At 71.2% G+C, this 14,371-nt stretch carries 13 protein-coding genes; 6 read left to right on the top strand and 7 right to left on the bottom strand.

Annotated elements, in window-relative coordinates:
- Positions 1–18: 18 nt before the first annotated feature.
- The 3 genes from CK485_RS19040 to CK485_RS19030 all read right to left on the bottom strand — a co-directional run bounded on the left by CK485_RS19040 (position 19) and on the right by CK485_RS19030 (position 3,319).
- Positions 19–942, bottom strand: coding sequence for a carbohydrate ABC transporter permease (locus CK485_RS19040; protein ID WP_109452130.1), 924 nt, complete (start codon positions 940–942; stop codon positions 19–21).
- Positions 939–1,874 (bottom strand): sugar ABC transporter permease, encoded by a 936-nt coding sequence (locus CK485_RS19035; RefSeq protein ID WP_241968489.1) that lies wholly within the window; start codon positions 1,872–1,874, stop codon positions 939–941. The genes CK485_RS19040 and CK485_RS19035 overlap by 4 nt, the downstream gene beginning before the upstream one ends.
- A 110-nt stretch (positions 1,875–1,984) precedes the next feature.
- Entirely contained in the window at positions 1,985–3,319 is a 1,335-nt protein-coding gene (locus tag CK485_RS19030) for an extracellular solute-binding protein (RefSeq protein ID WP_109452126.1), read from the bottom strand.
- A 237-nt stretch (positions 3,320–3,556) separates the two neighbouring features.
- Here CK485_RS19030 and CK485_RS19025 point away from each other — a divergent pair, with 237 nt between their 5' ends.
- Together CK485_RS19025 and CK485_RS19020 are read left to right on the top strand one after the other, a co-directional pair.
- Positions 3,557–4,810 carry an MFS transporter gene (locus CK485_RS19025; protein WP_109452124.1) on the top strand — a complete coding sequence of 418 codons (1,254 nt, stop codon included), beginning with the start codon at positions 3,557–3,559 and terminating at the stop codon, positions 4,808–4,810.
- 42 nt (positions 4,811–4,852) lie between these two features.
- Positions 4,853–5,239 carry a cold shock domain-containing protein gene (locus CK485_RS19020; protein ID WP_342673487.1) on the top strand — a complete coding sequence of 129 codons (387 nt, stop codon included), beginning with the start codon at positions 4,853–4,855 and terminating at the stop codon, positions 5,237–5,239.
- A gap of 34 nt (positions 5,240–5,273) precedes the next feature.
- On the opposite strand, the gene CK485_RS19015 is transcribed toward CK485_RS19020, so the two are convergent.
- Positions 5,274–5,918, bottom strand: a complete 645-nt coding sequence (locus CK485_RS19015; protein WP_109452122.1) for a pentapeptide repeat-containing protein — start codon at positions 5,916–5,918, stop codon at positions 5,274–5,276.
- A 163-nt stretch (positions 5,919–6,081) separates the two neighbouring features.
- The gene (locus CK485_RS19010) at positions 6,082–7,602 is read right to left on the bottom strand and encodes an MFS transporter (protein ID WP_109452120.1); all 1,521 of its coding nucleotides are present in this window, start codon (positions 7,600–7,602) and stop codon (positions 6,082–6,084) included.
- 217 nt (positions 7,603–7,819) lie between these two features.
- Here CK485_RS19010 and CK485_RS19005 point away from each other — a divergent pair, with 217 nt between their 5' ends.
- Positions 7,820–9,220, top strand: coding sequence for an FtsW/RodA/SpoVE family cell cycle protein (locus CK485_RS19005; protein WP_109452118.1), 1,401 nt, complete (start codon positions 7,820–7,822; stop codon positions 9,218–9,220).
- Positions 9,217–10,674 (top strand): penicillin-binding transpeptidase domain-containing protein, encoded by a 1,458-nt coding sequence (locus CK485_RS19000; protein WP_109452116.1) that lies wholly within the window; start codon positions 9,217–9,219, stop codon positions 10,672–10,674. The genes CK485_RS19005 and CK485_RS19000 overlap by 4 nt, the downstream gene beginning before the upstream one ends.
- A gap of 18 nt (positions 10,675–10,692) precedes the next feature.
- Here CK485_RS19000 and CK485_RS18995 read toward each other — a convergent pair whose 3' ends face one another.
- Positions 10,693–11,808: a ferritin-like domain-containing protein gene (locus tag CK485_RS18995; protein WP_109452114.1), complete on the bottom strand. Its 1,116-nt coding sequence runs from the start codon at positions 11,806–11,808 to the stop codon at positions 10,693–10,695.
- Between the two features lie 238 nt (positions 11,809–12,046).
- Here CK485_RS18995 and CK485_RS18990 point away from each other — a divergent pair, with 238 nt between their 5' ends.
- Both CK485_RS18990 and CK485_RS18985 read left to right on the top strand, forming a co-directional pair.
- Positions 12,047–12,970, top strand: a complete 924-nt coding sequence (locus CK485_RS18990) for a diiron oxygenase (protein WP_109452112.1) — start codon at positions 12,047–12,049, stop codon at positions 12,968–12,970.
- A gap of 48 nt (positions 12,971–13,018) precedes the next feature.
- Positions 13,019–13,324, top strand: coding sequence for a hypothetical protein (locus CK485_RS18985; protein ID WP_109452110.1), 306 nt, complete (start codon positions 13,019–13,021; stop codon positions 13,322–13,324).
- A gap of 7 nt (positions 13,325–13,331) precedes the next feature.
- On the opposite strand, the gene CK485_RS18980 is transcribed toward CK485_RS18985, so the two are convergent.
- Complete coding sequence (locus CK485_RS18980; protein ID WP_109452108.1) at positions 13,332–14,252, bottom strand: oxidoreductase; 921 nt, start codon at positions 14,250–14,252, stop codon at positions 13,332–13,334.
- Positions 14,253–14,371: the final 119 nt, after the last annotated feature.

Raw genomic sequence — 14,371 nt, 5'->3', positions numbered from 1 at the left:
CGCGCGAGCCGGCGCGCCTCACCCCTTGTTCGCCCCCAGCGTCAGGCCCGAGACGAACTGGCGCTGGAGGGCGAAGAACACCACCAGCGTGGGAACCGCGACGATCAGCGCCGCCGCGGAGATCAGGTTGTTGTTGACGAAGAACTCGCCGGTGAGGTTGTTGAGCGCGGCGGTGACCGGGCGGTTGGAGCCGGTCTGCATCAGCACGGTCGCCCAGAAGAAGTCGTTGTAGATCCAGGTGAACTCCAGCGTGGCGAGCGCCGCGAGCACCGGGCGGCACAGCGGCAGGATCACCTGGCGGTACTGCCGCCACACCGACGCGCCGTCCATCAGCGCGGCCTCGCCCAGCTCCTTGGGGATGGTCCGCATGTAGTTGGACAGCACGAAGGCGCAGAAGCCGGTCTGGAACGCCACATGGATGAGGATCAGGCCCAGGAAGGAGTCGTCCAGCTTGCCCGAGGCAGCCAGCCAGGTGGGCAGCGGGATGAGCTGGTACATCTTGAACAGCGGGGTGATGATGGCCTGTTGGGGCAGCAGATTGCCCGCGGTAAACAGCATCAGCAGCGCGATGTTGATGCGGAACGAGAAGCGGGACACCACGAACGCCACCATGCTGGACAGCAGCAGCGTCAGCACCAGCGCGGGCACGGTGATGACGACGGAGTTCCAGAAGTAGTGCGGCAGTTGGGCCTGCGTCCACGCGGTCTCGAAGTTGCCGACACCGTACGAGCCGCCCACCGACACGTAGCCGCGGCGGGCGGTGTCCGCGTACGGGCGCAGCGCGGTGTAGAACGCGTAGATCAGCGGGGCCAGCCACACCACGCAGGTGCCGACGAGGAAGACGTGCAGCGCGGCGCGGGTCGCCCTCGGGGAGCGGCGGGGGGCCGCCGGGCGGTCGGCGGCGCCGGGCCGGGCCGGGCGGTCGGTGGTGACGGCGGTCATGCGCGCTCGTCCTTCCGGAACATGGAGATCAGGTACGGCACGATGAACACCAGCGAGATCACCAGCAGGATGGTGGCGAGCGCGGAGCCGAACCCGATGCGGCTGGCCTCGCCGATGATGTTGTCGGTGACCAGGACCGACAGCAACTCCAGTCCGTCGGTGCCCTTGTTGATGACGTAGACGATGTCGAAGGCGCGCAGCGACTCGATGACGGTGACGACCAGGACGACCACGTTGATCGGCCGCAGCGCGGGCCACACCACGTGGCGGAAGGTCTGCCAGCCCCCGGCGCCGTCGAGCGCGGCAGCCTCCTTCTGCGACGGGTCGACGCTTTTCAGGCCGGCCAGGAAGAGCACCATCACGTAGCCGGTCTGCCGCCAGCACGCCATCACCATGACCGCCCAGATGTTCAGGTGGGGGTCGCCGAGCCAGTCGATGACGTGGTGGTCGGCGTGCCCGGTGAGGTTGTTGACCAGGCCCTGGGTGGGCGAGAAGATCAGCTCGGTCATGAAGCCGATCAGCGCCAGCGAGAGCACGACCGGCAGGAACAGGATGCTCTGGTAGATCCGTGAGAAGCGGATCTGCTTGTCGAGCTGGACGGCGAGGAAGAGCCCGAGCGGCGCCGGAACGCAGAAGAACACCGCGAGCCAGGCGAGGTTGTGCTCGATGGCGGGCTGGAACTCGGGGTAGATGGTGAAGATGTTCCGGTAGTTCTCCAGGCCCACCCACTGGATGGTGGAGAAGTCCCCGTACCCCGACCAGCTGGAGAACGACAGCACCACCGACGCGACCGCGGGCACCCACACGAACGCCACGGTGATCAGCGTGGGTATGCCCGCCATCAGCGTCAGTGTGAACCGGTCGCGGGCGGTGAGCTGCCGCAGCCGCCCTCGTCTGCCACCGCCCGCGGCCTTCGGGGGCCGCCCTCGCATGGCCGCCGGGGCCCGCACTCCCGTCATCGCTTCCTCGCCGTCCTCGCCGTGGTCCTCGCCCGCCCGGGCCCCTGCCTCGTCCTCGCCCGCCCGAGCCCTTGCCTCACGCGTCAACTCCCGCTGGCCCAGATGGACTTGGCCTGCTTGTCGACGTTGCTGAGGATGCTGCCGATGTCACTGGGATCGTTGAGGAACTTCTGGATCGCCGGGAGCATCACCGGGTCGGCGAAGTCGGGGCGGGTGTCGCGGTCCATGAACTGCGACAGGTTGCGCGCCGAGGTGATCAGCTTGACCGCGGCGTTCTGCGGGGCGGTGTACTTGCTGGTGTCGACCCCGTTGGCGGTGGCGATGTCGGCCGGGTTGGTGCCGAGCCACAGCTGCTGGGCCTTGGCGGTGCCGAGGTACTTCAGCAGCTTGGTGGCGCCGGGCTTGTTCTTGGGCGACTTGGAGACCATGAAGCCGTCGATGGGCGCTTCGACGGCCTGCTGCCCGTACGTGGGATTGACCTCGGGGAACGGGAAGAACGCCAGGTCGTCGGCCTTGTCACCGGTGAAGATGGTGCCGATCTGGTCGAGGCCGATGACCATCATCCCGGCCTTGCCGTTGAGGAGTTGCTGCGCGCCGTCCTGCCAGGTCAGGCCCAGGAAGCCGGGCGAGTAGTAGGGGATCAGCTCACGCCACTGGTCGAAGACCGCCTTGACCTGCGGGGTGTTCCACTTGTCGCCCTTGCGCATCAGGTCGATGTGGAAGTCGAACCCGTTCATGCGCATGTTGAGGTAGTCGAACGTGCCCATCGCGGGCCAGCCGTCCTTGTCGGTGAAGGCGATGGGTATCAGCCCGTCGCCCTTCATCTTCTTGGCCAGCGCGACGTACTGGTCCCACGTGGTGGGTGCCTGGTACCCCTTCGACTTCCACAGGCTCTTGCTGTAGAAGACGGCCCACGGGTAGTAGTCGAACGGCACCAGGTAGTAGTGCCCGTCGGCGCCCTTGCTCTGCGCCTTCATCGCGTCGGTGTAGTTGGCGCCGATCGCCGACCACACGTCGTCCACGTCGCTGACCAGACCCTGGCCCGCGAAGAACTGCATGCGCTCGCCTGCGAACCAGTTGAAGACGTCGTCCGGATTGCCCTGCAGGTAGGTGGAGATGTTCTGCTGGAACGTGTTGTGGTCGACCCAGTTGGGCTTGACGGTCAGCCCGGTCGCCTTGCCCGCGGCGGCGAACAGCGTCTCGTAGGCTCCCTTGGGCTGCGGAACGGCGGCGTTCGAACCGAAGGTCACCGTCTTGGCGGCCGCGCCGGTGGGCGTGCCCTTGCCGCCGCAGGCGGTCACCAGCGGCGCGAACGCGGCCGCGCCGACGCCGAGGGCGGCGCCGCGCAGCAGCGAGCGCCGGGACAGCGGGCCGCCCGTGGTGGCCGTGCCTCGGCCGGTGGGCGAAAAACGATCCATGGCCCCTCCCCGCGGGGTTGGAAAAGAACACAATCGAACGTGACCCGTCAGATGTCACCAACATGCCGATGTCCCTGTCAAGACTTGGGACGATTGCGATACCGAACCGCGCCACACGCCGACCCCGCGGCGAGCGGCCGATGTTGGGTTGAGTTGATTAGTGGTTGACTGTGTCGGATCGGTTCAGCAGGCGAAACGCGGTGGACACGGTCCGCGCCCCAAGACGAGCATGGTCGTATGCCAGTCCGATCACGGCACACCACCCCCGTTCCGACCGGCGATCCGGTGGGGACGCCGCGCATCGGGCACGGCACCGTGTGGCTGTTCGCCGTCGCCACCGGTGTCTGCGTGGCGAACCTCTACTACAGCCAGCCCCTCCTGGACGCCATCGCGAGCGGGCTGGGCGTCTCGCACTCGGCCGCCGCGCTGACCGTCACCCTCACCCAGCTCGGTTACGCGACCGGGCTGATCACCCTGCTGCCGCTGGGCGACCTGCTCAACCGCCGCCGCCTGGTGCCCGTGATGGCCGTCGGCACCGCCTGCGCGCTGGCCGCGATGGCCGCCGCGCCCTCGGCGCCGCTGCTGCTGGCCGCCGCGGTGGCGGTCGGCCTCGGCGCGACGACGGCGCAGGTGCTGGTGCCGTACGCGGCGGACCTGGCGACGGACGCCGAGCGCGGCAAGGTCGTCGGCACCGTGATGAGCGGGCTGCTGCTCGGGATACTGCTGGCCAGGACGGTGGCGGGCTACCTGGAGCAACTCGGCGGCTGGCGCACGGTGTACGTGGTCGCGGCGGTCGCCATGGTGCTGCTCGCCGGGGCGCTGTGGTTCCGGCTGCCCGCCGCGCCGGCCAGGACCGGGCTGCGCTACCCGGCGCTGCTGGCCTCCACGTTGCGCATCCTGCGCGAGGAGCCGGTGCTGCGGCTGCGGGCGGTGCTGGGCGCGCTGGCGTTCGCGGTCTTCTCGGTGCTGTGGACCGCGCTGACCTTCCTGCTGTCGGGGGCGCCGTACCACTACGCGGACGGCACGATCGGGCTGTTCGGGCTGCTGGGCGCGGCCGGCGCGCTGGCGGCGAGCGCGGCCGGGCGGATCGCGGACCGCGGGCACGCCGCGGCGGCGACGACGGTGACCTCGGTGCTGCTGGCGCTGTCCTGGCTGCCGTTGTGGCTGGGCGGGCACCGGCTGTACGGGCTGCTGGTCGGCGTCGTGGTGCTGGACCTCGCGGTGCAGGGGCTGCACGTGACCAACCAGAGCCAGGTCTACCGGCTGCGTCCCGAGGCGCGCAGCCGCATCAACTCCGCCTACATGACGACGTACTTCATCGGCGGCGCGATCGGCTCCTCCCTCGCCCCGGTCGCCTACGACGAGGGCGGCTGGACGGCGGTCAGCGTGCTGGGTGCGGCCCTCGGGGCGGCGTCGGTGGTGGTGTGGGGGGCGGCGGGGCTCACCGCGCGACGTCACCGGGCTCGTGCCGCCGGGACGGGCGGGGAGTAGGCTCGGGCCGGATCTCGGGCGGTTGAGGGTGCGGGAGTGGGCGTGGGCGTGGTGGTCACCGGCAAGATCGTGCGTTTCGACGACGTGCGGGGGTACGGGTTCATCGCCCCGGACGACGGTGGCGAGGACGTCTTCGTACACGCCAACGACCTGCGCGAGGACAAGCACCGCTACCGCGCGGGGCTGCGGGTGGGCTTCGAGGTGGAGGACGGCGACCGCGGGCTGAAGGCCTCCGATGTGCACCTGCTGGCGCCCCGGCGCGATGACGACGAAGAGATCCTGTGCGACGTGCTGTCGTACCGCGACTTCCAGCAGGAGCTGACCGAGGCGCTGCTGGACGGCGTGCCGACGCTGACGGCCGGCCAGGTGGTCCAGGTGCGGCGCAGGGTGATGGACCTGGTGCGCACCCACAACTGGGTGGACGGCTGAGGCGGACCGTCGCTCGGGGCAAGCCGCGGGAAGGCTACGGCTCGACGCGTATGCCCAGCGCGGCGGCGAGCGCGGGGGCCAGGTCCATCAGCTGGGCGGGGCTGATCACCGCGCCGCGCAGCGCCTCGTGGCCGTCGGCCAGGTCCAGCGTGGTGGCGCCGCGCAGGTCGACGCGGGTCAGCCGGGCCTTCGCCAGGTGGAGGCGCTCCAGCGACGAGCCGGGGAAGGAGACGTCGGTCAGCGAGGCGCCTCCGAAGTCGACGTCCCGCAGCACGCACTCCTCGAAGACGACCTCGCGCGAGGTGGTCCCGCGCAGGTTGACCGAGTCGAACTTGCAGCGCCGCAAGACCGTCCGGCGCAGCGACGCGCCGTGCGCCTCCACGCCCGCGAGGACGCAGGAGGTGGCGGTGGAGTCCAGCCAGCCTGATTCGACCAGGCTCGTGCCGACGAAGCGCGTGCCGCGCAGCCACACGTCGTTCAGCCGGGAGCCGCGCAGGCTGCCCTCCTCCAGCACGCAGTCCGTCACCGCGCACTCCAGGAACGTGGAGCCCGCCGCGTCCCGGCCGCGCAGCGTGAGGCCGTCGAAGTGCAGCGTGTCGTAGCGCCCCTCGACGTCGAGGCCGCCGGTGTGCGGCTGGAGCAGGTCCGCGTACGGCAGGTCGGCCAGTTCGCTGTCCATGACCCGACCCTAGGACAGGGGTCTGACAATCCCGCGACGCCGAGATGGCGGGCCGGCGCGCGACCGGCGCACACCGGCGCCCCCGCGGGCGCCCTCCCCCGCGCGCCGGCGCCCCGCAGGCGCCCTCCCCCCGCACGCCGGGTGCCCCGGCTCGCTGCCCGCCTCACGCCGCCGACTGAGCCTCGGACTCCCTGCGGCTGCGGGCCGCCGCCTCGTAGCGGTCCGGGTGGTGGTTGATCAGGAACGCGGCGAGGATCGCGGCCGCCAGCATGATGCAGGCGGCGGTGGCCGACGCCACGTTGTAGCCGTGCACGGTGCCGGTGACCTGGAGACCCTTGCTGACGGGCGGGCTGGTCGCGTGGGCGGTGATGTACGCGGTGGCCGCGCTGGCCGCGATGGTGTTGAGCAGCGCCGTGCCGATCGAACCGCCCACCTGCTGCGCGGTGTTGACCACCGCCGAGGCCACGCCGGCGTCCTGCGGCCGCACTCCGGACGTGGCCACGCTCATCGACGGCATGAAGACCAGCCCCATGCCGAGCCCGATGAGGATCTCCGAGGGCAGCACGACGGCGGCGAAGGAGCTGTCGGCGCGCAGGAAGACCAGCAGGAACATCCCGGCCGCCACCAGCAGCAGCCCGGGCACGATGAGCATCCGCGCCTGGACCCGGGTCAGCAGCCTGCTGGAGACCTGGGTGGAGGTGAAGACGATGCCCGCGGTCATGGGCAGGAAGGAGACACCCGCGATCACCGGCGAGTAGCCCTTGATCGTCTGGAGGTAGTAGGTCAGGAACAGGAACGTGCCGAACAGGCTGATGACCGCCAGGGCCACGGTGAGCGCCGAGCCGCCGCGGTTGCGGTCGCGCACGATGCGCTGCGGGAGCAGCGGGTTGCGCACCCGGCCCTCGAAGAGCGCGAAGAGCACCAGGAGCAGGCCGCCGCCGCACAGCAGCCCCAGCACTCGCGGCGAGCTCCAGCCGTGGGTCTCCGCCTCGGTGCAGCCGTAGACGATGGCCAGCAGGCCGCCGCAGCCCAGCAGCACGCCGACGAAGTCGAGCCGTACCCGGGCCGCCTGCGGCAGGTTGTCGCGCAGGGTCCTGGTCGCCCCCAGCGCCGCGACGATGGCGATCGGGGTGTTGACGAACAGGCACCAGCGCCAGTTGAGGAACTCGGTGAGCAGCCCGCCGAGCACCAGGCCGACGGCCGCGCCGCCGCCGGCGATGGCGCCGTAGATGCCGAACGCCTTGCCGCGCTCCGACGGTTCGGTGAACGTGGTGGTCAGCAGGGACAGGGCGGCCGGGGCGAGGATCGCGCCGAGGGCGCCTTGCAGGGCGCGGGCCGCGAAGAGCATCTCCTGGCCTTGCGCGGCGCCGCCGAGCGCGGAGGCCACCGCGAAGCCCAGCAGCCCGATGATGAAGACCCGTTTGCGCCCGAACAGGTCGCCGATGCGGCCGCCGAGCAGCAGCAGGCCGCCGAAGGCGAGGGTGTAGGCGGTGATCACCCACTGCCGGTTGGCCACCGAGATGTGCAGGTCGGCCTGGGCGGTGGGGAGGGCGATGTTCACGATGGTGGCGTCCAGCACGATCATCAGCTGGGCGATGGCGATGACGGTCAGACCCCACCACCGCAGCGGATCGGCGTCCGGGGTTCCCGGCGGTGCTTGGGGAGCTTCTGCCTGGGATGACATACGAGGACCTTCCGTCAAGGAAGACGTTCGTGTGGGGAAAGGAATGAATCGACCTTTAGCTGTAAAACGCAACAAACGCGTACAGAACCTTCACCCATCAAAACTCTGGCCACCGCCATACGCAACGCATCGCCCCGGCCGCCGCCCCCGCCATACCCGGCATCCGCCACCGCCTCCATACCGGACATAACGGTCACCGCTTGCTAGGTTGCGAGCCATGAGCGCTCCCCGGGCTGTCGCTCCCGTGCCGGCCGTACGACTGCCCAGGCGGCGCGGCGTGGAGCTGGCGCTGCTGGCGCTCGCCGTGCTGATCACCGTCTACGGCTACGTGGACGTCGGGCTGGCCCACCACGGCACGGTGCCGCCGAACGTCGCCGGGTACGGCGGGACGCTCGCCGCGCTCGCCGTTGCGGCCCACCTCGCGGTGCGCCGCCGGGCCCGGTACGCCGATCCGCTGCTGCTGCCGATCGCGGTGCTGCTCAACGGCGCCGGCCTGGTGCTGATCTACCGCCTGGACCTCCAGACCCCGCACGACGTGGCGGCGCCCACCCAGATGGTGTGGTCCGCGCTCGGCGTGGCGCTGTTCGTCGCGGTGGTGCTGGCGCTGCGCGACCACCGGGCGCTGGCCCGCTACGGCTATCTGTCGATGACGGTCGCGCTGGTGCTGCTGGTGATCCCGATCGGCTTCCCGGCGATCAACGGCGCGCGGATCTGGATCCGGCTGGGGGCCTTCTCGATCCAGCCCGGGGAGTTCGCCAAGGTGCTGCTCGTGGTCTTCTTCGCCGCGTACCTGGCCGCGCACACCCACGCGCTGGCGTACACCGGGCGCAGGCTGGTGTGGAAGGTGCAGCTGCCCACCGGACGGGTCCTCGGGCCGATCCTGGTGGTGTGGGGCGTGAGCATCGGCGTGCTCGTGCTGGAGACCGACCTCGGCACGTCGCTGCTGTTCTTCGGGCTGTTCGTGGTGATGCTCTACGTGGCCACCGGGCGGCGCGGCTGGATCGCGGTCGGGCTGCTGCTGGCGGCGGCCGGTGCGGTCGCCGTGGGCCGGCTGGAGCCGCACGTGCACAGCCGGGTGGAGAACTGGCTGCACCCCTTCGCCAGCATCGCCGCGGGCCGGGGCGCCGGTCAGCTGGCGCAGTCGCTGTTCGCGTTCGGCGCGGGCGGCCTGCTGGGCACCGGGCTCGGCCAGGGGCACTCCATCCTGATCGGGTTCGCCGCGAAGTCCGACTTCATCCTGGCCACCGCGGGCGAGGAACTGGGCCTGGTCGGGCTGTCCGCGCTGTTCCTGCTGTACGCGCTGCTGGTTGCCCGGGGCCTGCGGTCGGGTCTCGCGGTACGCGATCCGTTCGGCAGGCTGCTGGCGGTGGGGCTGGCGGCGATCCTGGGGTTGCAGGTCTTCGTGATCGCGGGCGGCGTCACCGACCTGATCCCGCTGACCGGCATGGCGATGCCGTTCCTGGCGCAGGGCGGCTCGTCGGTGGTCACCAACTGGGTCATCGTCGCCCTGCTGATCCGGCTGAGCGACTCGGCCAGGGCGCCGCGCCCGGTACGGGCGGAACCGGGGGCGGGCGCCCCGCCGGGCAGGCCTCGCGCCGGAAGGGACGCCGCCGCGTGATCCGCCACGTCCGGCACGCCGCCGCGTTCCTCGGCCTGCTGCTGTTCGCGCTGCTGGTCAACGCCACGCGTGTGCAGGTCGTCAACTCCTCGTCGTACAACGGCAACCCGGCCAACCGCCGCGCCGTGCTCACCCGTTACACCCAGCCGCGCGGGGAGATCTACGCGGGCACCACCCGGCTCACCGGCAACCGCCGCACCGGCGGGCCGCTGCGCTGGGCGCGCACGTACACCAGCGGACCGCTGTACGCGCCGGTCACCGGCTACGCCTCGCAGACCTACGGCACGACGCTGCTGGAGAACGCGGGCGACGCGGTGCTGTCGGGCACCGATCCGCGACTGGCCCGGGTGCCGCTGTGGAACGCGATCGCCCGCGAGCAGAACCCGGGCGGCCGGGTGTACTCCACGATCCTGCCCGCCGCGCAGAAGGCCGCGTTCGACGGTCTCGACGGCCGCAAGGGCGCGGTGGCCGCGCTGGAACCGGCCACCGGCAAGATCCTCGCGCTGGTCTCCTCGCCGTCCTACGACCCTGGCGGCTTCGCGGCCACCGGCACGGCCGCCACCGCCGACTGGACGCGCCTGACCGCCGATCCCGCGCAGCCGATGCTCAACCGCGCGATCCGCCAGACCTATCCGCCGGGATCCACGTTCAAGGTGGTCACCGCGGCCGCCGCGCTTGACGCCGACACGGTCGGGGATGTCGACGCGCCCACCCGCTCCCCCGACCCGTACACCCTGCCGGGCACCTCGACCCGGCTGGGCAACGAGGCGAGCGGCTGCGCGAACGCCACGCTCGCCTACGCCTTCCAGGTCTCGTGCAACACGGTCTTCGCCAAGCTCGGCGTGGACGTCGGGCTGAACGCCATGGTGCGCACCGCGCGCGCCTTCGGCTTCGACGACCCCGGGCTGCACATCCCGTCCGGCGTCAGCGAGTCGGTCTTCGACACCTCGATGAACGGCGCGCAGCTCGCACTGTCCTCGATCGGGCAGTACGACACCAGGGCCACGCCGTTGCAGATGGCGATGGTGGCCGCGGCGGTGGCGGACGACGGCGAGCTGATGACCCCGTACGTGCTGGCGCGGCAGACCGACTCGCGCGGACGCACCCTGACCGCGACGAGCCCGCGGGCGCTGGGGCAGGCGATGGACCCGTCGACGGCGGTGCAGTTGCAGCGGATGATGTCGGACGTGGTGACCAAGGGCACCGGGTCCAACGCCGCCATCCCCGGGGTGGACGTCGGCGGCAAGACCGGCACCGCGCAGCACGGCGTGGGCAACTCCGGTACGCCGTACGCCTGGTTCATCGCCTGGGCCCGCCCCAACGACGCACCGGTGGCGCCGGTCGCGGTGGCCGTGGTCGTCGAGGACGCGGCGGCCGACCGCTCCGACATCTCCGGCGGCGGCGACGCGGCGCCGATCGCGCAGGCGGTGATGCGCGCGGTGCTGGGCGGGTGAGCCGAAGGCGCCGCCGCGTCAGTCCTGGCCGGCCGCCGCGCCCTGCCGGATCGCCTCGGCGACCTCCTGCGTGCGGGCGGCCTCCTCGGCGGCGAAGCGCTCGGCGTCCAGCTTCTCGGCGATCTCCTCGTCCTGCGCCATCAGCAGGTCGAGGTTGGAGTCGCCCATCTCGAACACGCCCATGTCCAGGTAGGCGCGCTGGAGCCGCTCGCCCCACAGGCCGATGTCCTTCACGCACGGCACGATGCGGCTGAAGAGCAGCTTGCGGAAGAGCTGGAGGTACTCCGACCGTTCGCTCAGCTCGGCGGCCTCCTTGGCGGGGATGCCGAAGTTGGTCAGCACCTCGTCGCCGCGCAGCCGGTCGCGCATCAGGTAGCAGCCCTCGATGACGAACTCCTCGCGCTCGCGCAGTTCGGCGTCGGACAGCTGCTTGTAGTAGTCGCGCAGCGCCATCCGCCCGAACGCGACGTGCCGCGCCTCGTCCTGCATCACGTACGCGAGGACCTGCTTGGGCAGCGGCTTGTCGGTGGTGTCGCGCAGCATGCCGAACGCGGCCAGCGCCAGGCCCTCGATGAGCACCTGCATGCCGAGGTAGGGCATGTCCCAGCGCGAGTCGCGCAGCGTGTCGCCCAGCAGCGACTGGAGGTTGTCGTTGATCGGGTAGAGCATCCCGACCTTCTCGTGCAGGAACCTCGCGTAGATCTCCGCGTGGCGCGCCTCGTCCATGGTCTGGGTGGCCGAGTAGAACTTGGCGTCCAGGTCGGGCGCGGACTCCACGATGCGCGCCGCGCACACCATCGCGCCCTGCTCGCCGTGGAGGAACTGGCTGAACTGCCAGGAGGCGAAGTGCCGCCGCAGCTCCCGCCGTTCGGCCTCGCTCATCGCGTCCCAGTAGCGGGTGCCGAAGACGGTGAGGTTCTCGTCGGGGACGCCCAGCGGGTCGTACGGGTCCACCTCGATGTCCCAGTCGATGCGCCGGGCGCCGTCCCACTGCTTGTCCTTGCCCTTCTGGTACAGGGCCAGCAGCCGGTCCCGGCCGTCGTCGTACTCCCAGGTGAACCGGGCCTGGCCGGCGGCCGGCACGGACCAGCCGGGGTCCCCGGGACCCCTCGCGTACAGCTCCTGCGTCGACACCGACGCCTCCTCACGCTCACAGGACCCCGACAGGCCCAGGCTGCTTGACAGTTGTGCTGTCACGGTGGGCGGTTCGCAGCGTCACACGAAGGGCGGCACGGGGTCAACAGGTCGGCCGTGGCGGCGTCGACAGGGCACGCGCCCTTGTTCCACCGGGTGGGCGTGGGGTATTGACGCCCCGTGCCGCCAGGCGGTCCCATAGCAGTGTGACCGGAGGTAACACCTAGGTGGCGGTGGTATGACAGCGCTCGACCCGACGACCCGCGACGGAATCGGCCTGCTCAGGGAACGCGAGCAGGTCGCAGAACGACTGCTGGACGCGTCCGCCAGGCACTCGTTCGACCCGGACACCGAACTCGACTGGGACGCGCCCTTCGAGGCCGGCCGGTGGTTCTGGCCGCCCGAACTGTGCTCGCTGTACGACACCCCGCTGTGGCGGCGGATGTCCGACGAGCAGCGGATCGAGCTGAGCAAGCACGAGTCCGCCTCGCTCGCCTCGACCGGCATCTGGTTCGAGGTCATCCTGATGCAGCTGCTGATGCGGCACATCTACGACATCGACCCCACCAGCCGTCACGTGCGCTACGCGCTCACCGAGACCGCGGACGAGTGCCGCCACTCGATGATGTTCGCCCGGCTGGTGCGCAAGTACGGCACGCCCGTCTACCGGCCGACCCGGCTGCACCACAACATGGCCCGGCTGATGAAGACGGTCTCCACCACACCGGGGTCGTTCACCGCGACCCTGCTGGTCGAGGAGATCCTCGACTGGATGCAGCGGCAGACCTTCCCGGACGAACGCGTGCAGCCGCTGGTACGCGGGGTCACCCGCATCCACGTGGTCGAGGAGTCCCGCCACGTGCGCTACGCCCGCGAGGAACTGCGCCGCCAGATGGCGACCGCGCCGCGCTGGGAGGCGGGGCTGACCCGGCTGATGTCCGGCGAGACCGCCCGCGTGGTCGCCGCGTCGCTGATCAGCCCGAAAGTGTACGAGTCGGTGGGGCTGAACCCGGCGGAGGCCGTCGAGCAGGCCCGGCGCAGTCCGCACCGGCGCGCGGTGATGCTGCGCTCCGCCCGGCGGCTCACCGAGTTCCTGGACGAGATCGGAGTGCTGCGCGGCCCCGGGCGCCGGCTGTGGGTCAGCTCCGGGCTGCTGGCCTGAGCGGACCACCGGCGACGGCGTTGCCGGTGGGGGTGCGATGCTGAAGGGGTGCGAAGCGAGGAGACGGAGTTCCGCGGCGGGCCGCTGGACGGGCGCGTGATCGCGGTGCTGGTGGGCGCCACCGGCAAGCCGCCGAAGGTCTACCGCGTCCCGGTCCCGGGCGAGGACGGCGCCCCCGGCACGGTGCTGGTCTACCGCCTCGCCCCGGCGGGCCGCCCGCGCCGCAGCCGCTGGCGCTACGAGTTCGACCCGGAGGCCGACGCGGCGTCGGGCCGTCTGCGGTGGCCCTGGAGCCACCGCACCGGACGCCCCGCCGGGGGCGGCGGGACGGACGCGGGAGGCGGCGGGGCCTGAGCGCCGCTCAGGGCTCCTGGAGCTCCCGGCGGTGCAGGGAGTCGTCGAGGAAGGCGACCTCGTCCTCGGAGAGCCGCAGGGCGCCCGCGGCCACGTTCGACGCCAGGTGGTCCGGGTCACCGGTGCCGGGGATGGACAGTACGTGCGGACCGCGGTGCAGCGTCCAGGCGATCCGGACCTGCGCGGGGCTGGCGCCGTGCGCCCGGGCGACGGCGAGGATCTGCGGGTGGTCGCTCTCGCCCGCCCCGGCTTGGCGCCCGGCGGCGGCGATCGCGTAGAACGGCACGAAGGCGACACCCTGCTCGCCGCAGGCACGGACGAACGCGTCCTGGTCCGGCCGCACTCCGAGGCCGTACATGTTCTGCACGCAGACCACGGGCGCGATGGCCTGGGCCTCGGCGAGGTGGTGGGGGTGGACGTTGGACAGGCCGAGGTGGCGGATGAGCCCGGCCTCACGCAGTTCGGCCAGCGCACCGAACCGTTCGGCGATCGGTCCTGAGCCGACGATGCGCAGATTCACCAGATCCAGGTGGTCACGGCCGAGCTGGCGCAGGTTCTCCTCGACCAGTCCGCGCAACTGCTCCGGCCCGGCGTGGGGCAGCCACGCCCCTGACGGGTCGCGCGGCTGCCCGACTTTCGTCGCGATGACGAGGTCGTCCGGGTAGGGGCTCAGAGCCCGGTTGATCAGTTCGTTGGCCGAGCGCAGCGCGGAGAAGTAGAACGCGGCGGTGTCGATGTGGTTCACGCCGAGCTCAACGGCGCGGCGAAGCACGGTGATCGCCTGATCCCGGTCGCGCGGGGCGGCGTCGGCTACCAGCGCCTTGCCGGTCTGGGGCAGGCGCATCGCTCCGAAGCCGATCCGGTTGACCGTCAGGTCTCCCAGCGTCCAGGTTCCCGATGCTGCGGCAGTGATCGTCTGCGAGGTCATGCCGGAATGATTTCCGCACGCTAGGGTGACCGCCATTGATTCAGGTACAGGTGAATCCTCGGGGGGCTCAGGGCGTGGCGGAGCTTGCGTTCTCGGCGAGAGACGTGGCGCAGGTGCGG

It is taken from the genome of Streptomyces sp. ICBB 8177 (assembly GCF_003144095.1).
In the GTDB taxonomy this organism is placed as follows: Bacteria; Actinomycetota; Actinomycetes; order Streptomycetales; family Streptomycetaceae; genus Streptantibioticus_D.
Note: the sequence above shows the minus strand (reverse complement) of the source record. Positions and strands in the feature narration are given on the sequence as shown.

Excerpts from the sequence above, each read along its gene's own strand:
- CK485_RS19040 (WP_109452130.1), bottom strand. The coding sequence starts at position 942 with ATGACCGCCGTCACCACCGACCGCCCGGCCCGGCCCGGCGCCGCCGAC.
- CK485_RS19035 (WP_241968489.1), bottom strand. The coding sequence starts at position 1,874 with ATGCGAGGGCGGCCCCCGAAGGCCGCGGGCGGTGGCAGACGAGGGCGG.
- CK485_RS19030 (WP_109452126.1), bottom strand. The coding sequence starts at position 3,319 with ATGGATCGTTTTTCGCCCACCGGCCGAGGCACGGCCACCACGGGCGGC.
- CK485_RS19025 (WP_109452124.1), top strand. The coding sequence starts at position 3,557 with ATGCCAGTCCGATCACGGCACACCACCCCCGTTCCGACCGGCGATCCG.
- CK485_RS19015 (WP_109452122.1), bottom strand. The coding sequence starts at position 5,918 with ATGGACAGCGAACTGGCCGACCTGCCGTACGCGGACCTGCTCCAGCCG.
- CK485_RS19010 (WP_109452120.1), bottom strand. The coding sequence starts at position 7,602 with ATGTCATCCCAGGCAGAAGCTCCCCAAGCACCGCCGGGAACCCCGGAC.
- CK485_RS19005 (WP_109452118.1), top strand. The coding sequence starts at position 7,820 with ATGAGCGCTCCCCGGGCTGTCGCTCCCGTGCCGGCCGTACGACTGCCC.
- CK485_RS18990 (WP_109452112.1), top strand. The coding sequence starts at position 12,047 with ATGACAGCGCTCGACCCGACGACCCGCGACGGAATCGGCCTGCTCAGG.
- CK485_RS18980 (WP_109452108.1), bottom strand. The coding sequence starts at position 14,252 with ATGACCTCGCAGACGATCACTGCCGCAGCATCGGGAACCTGGACGCTG.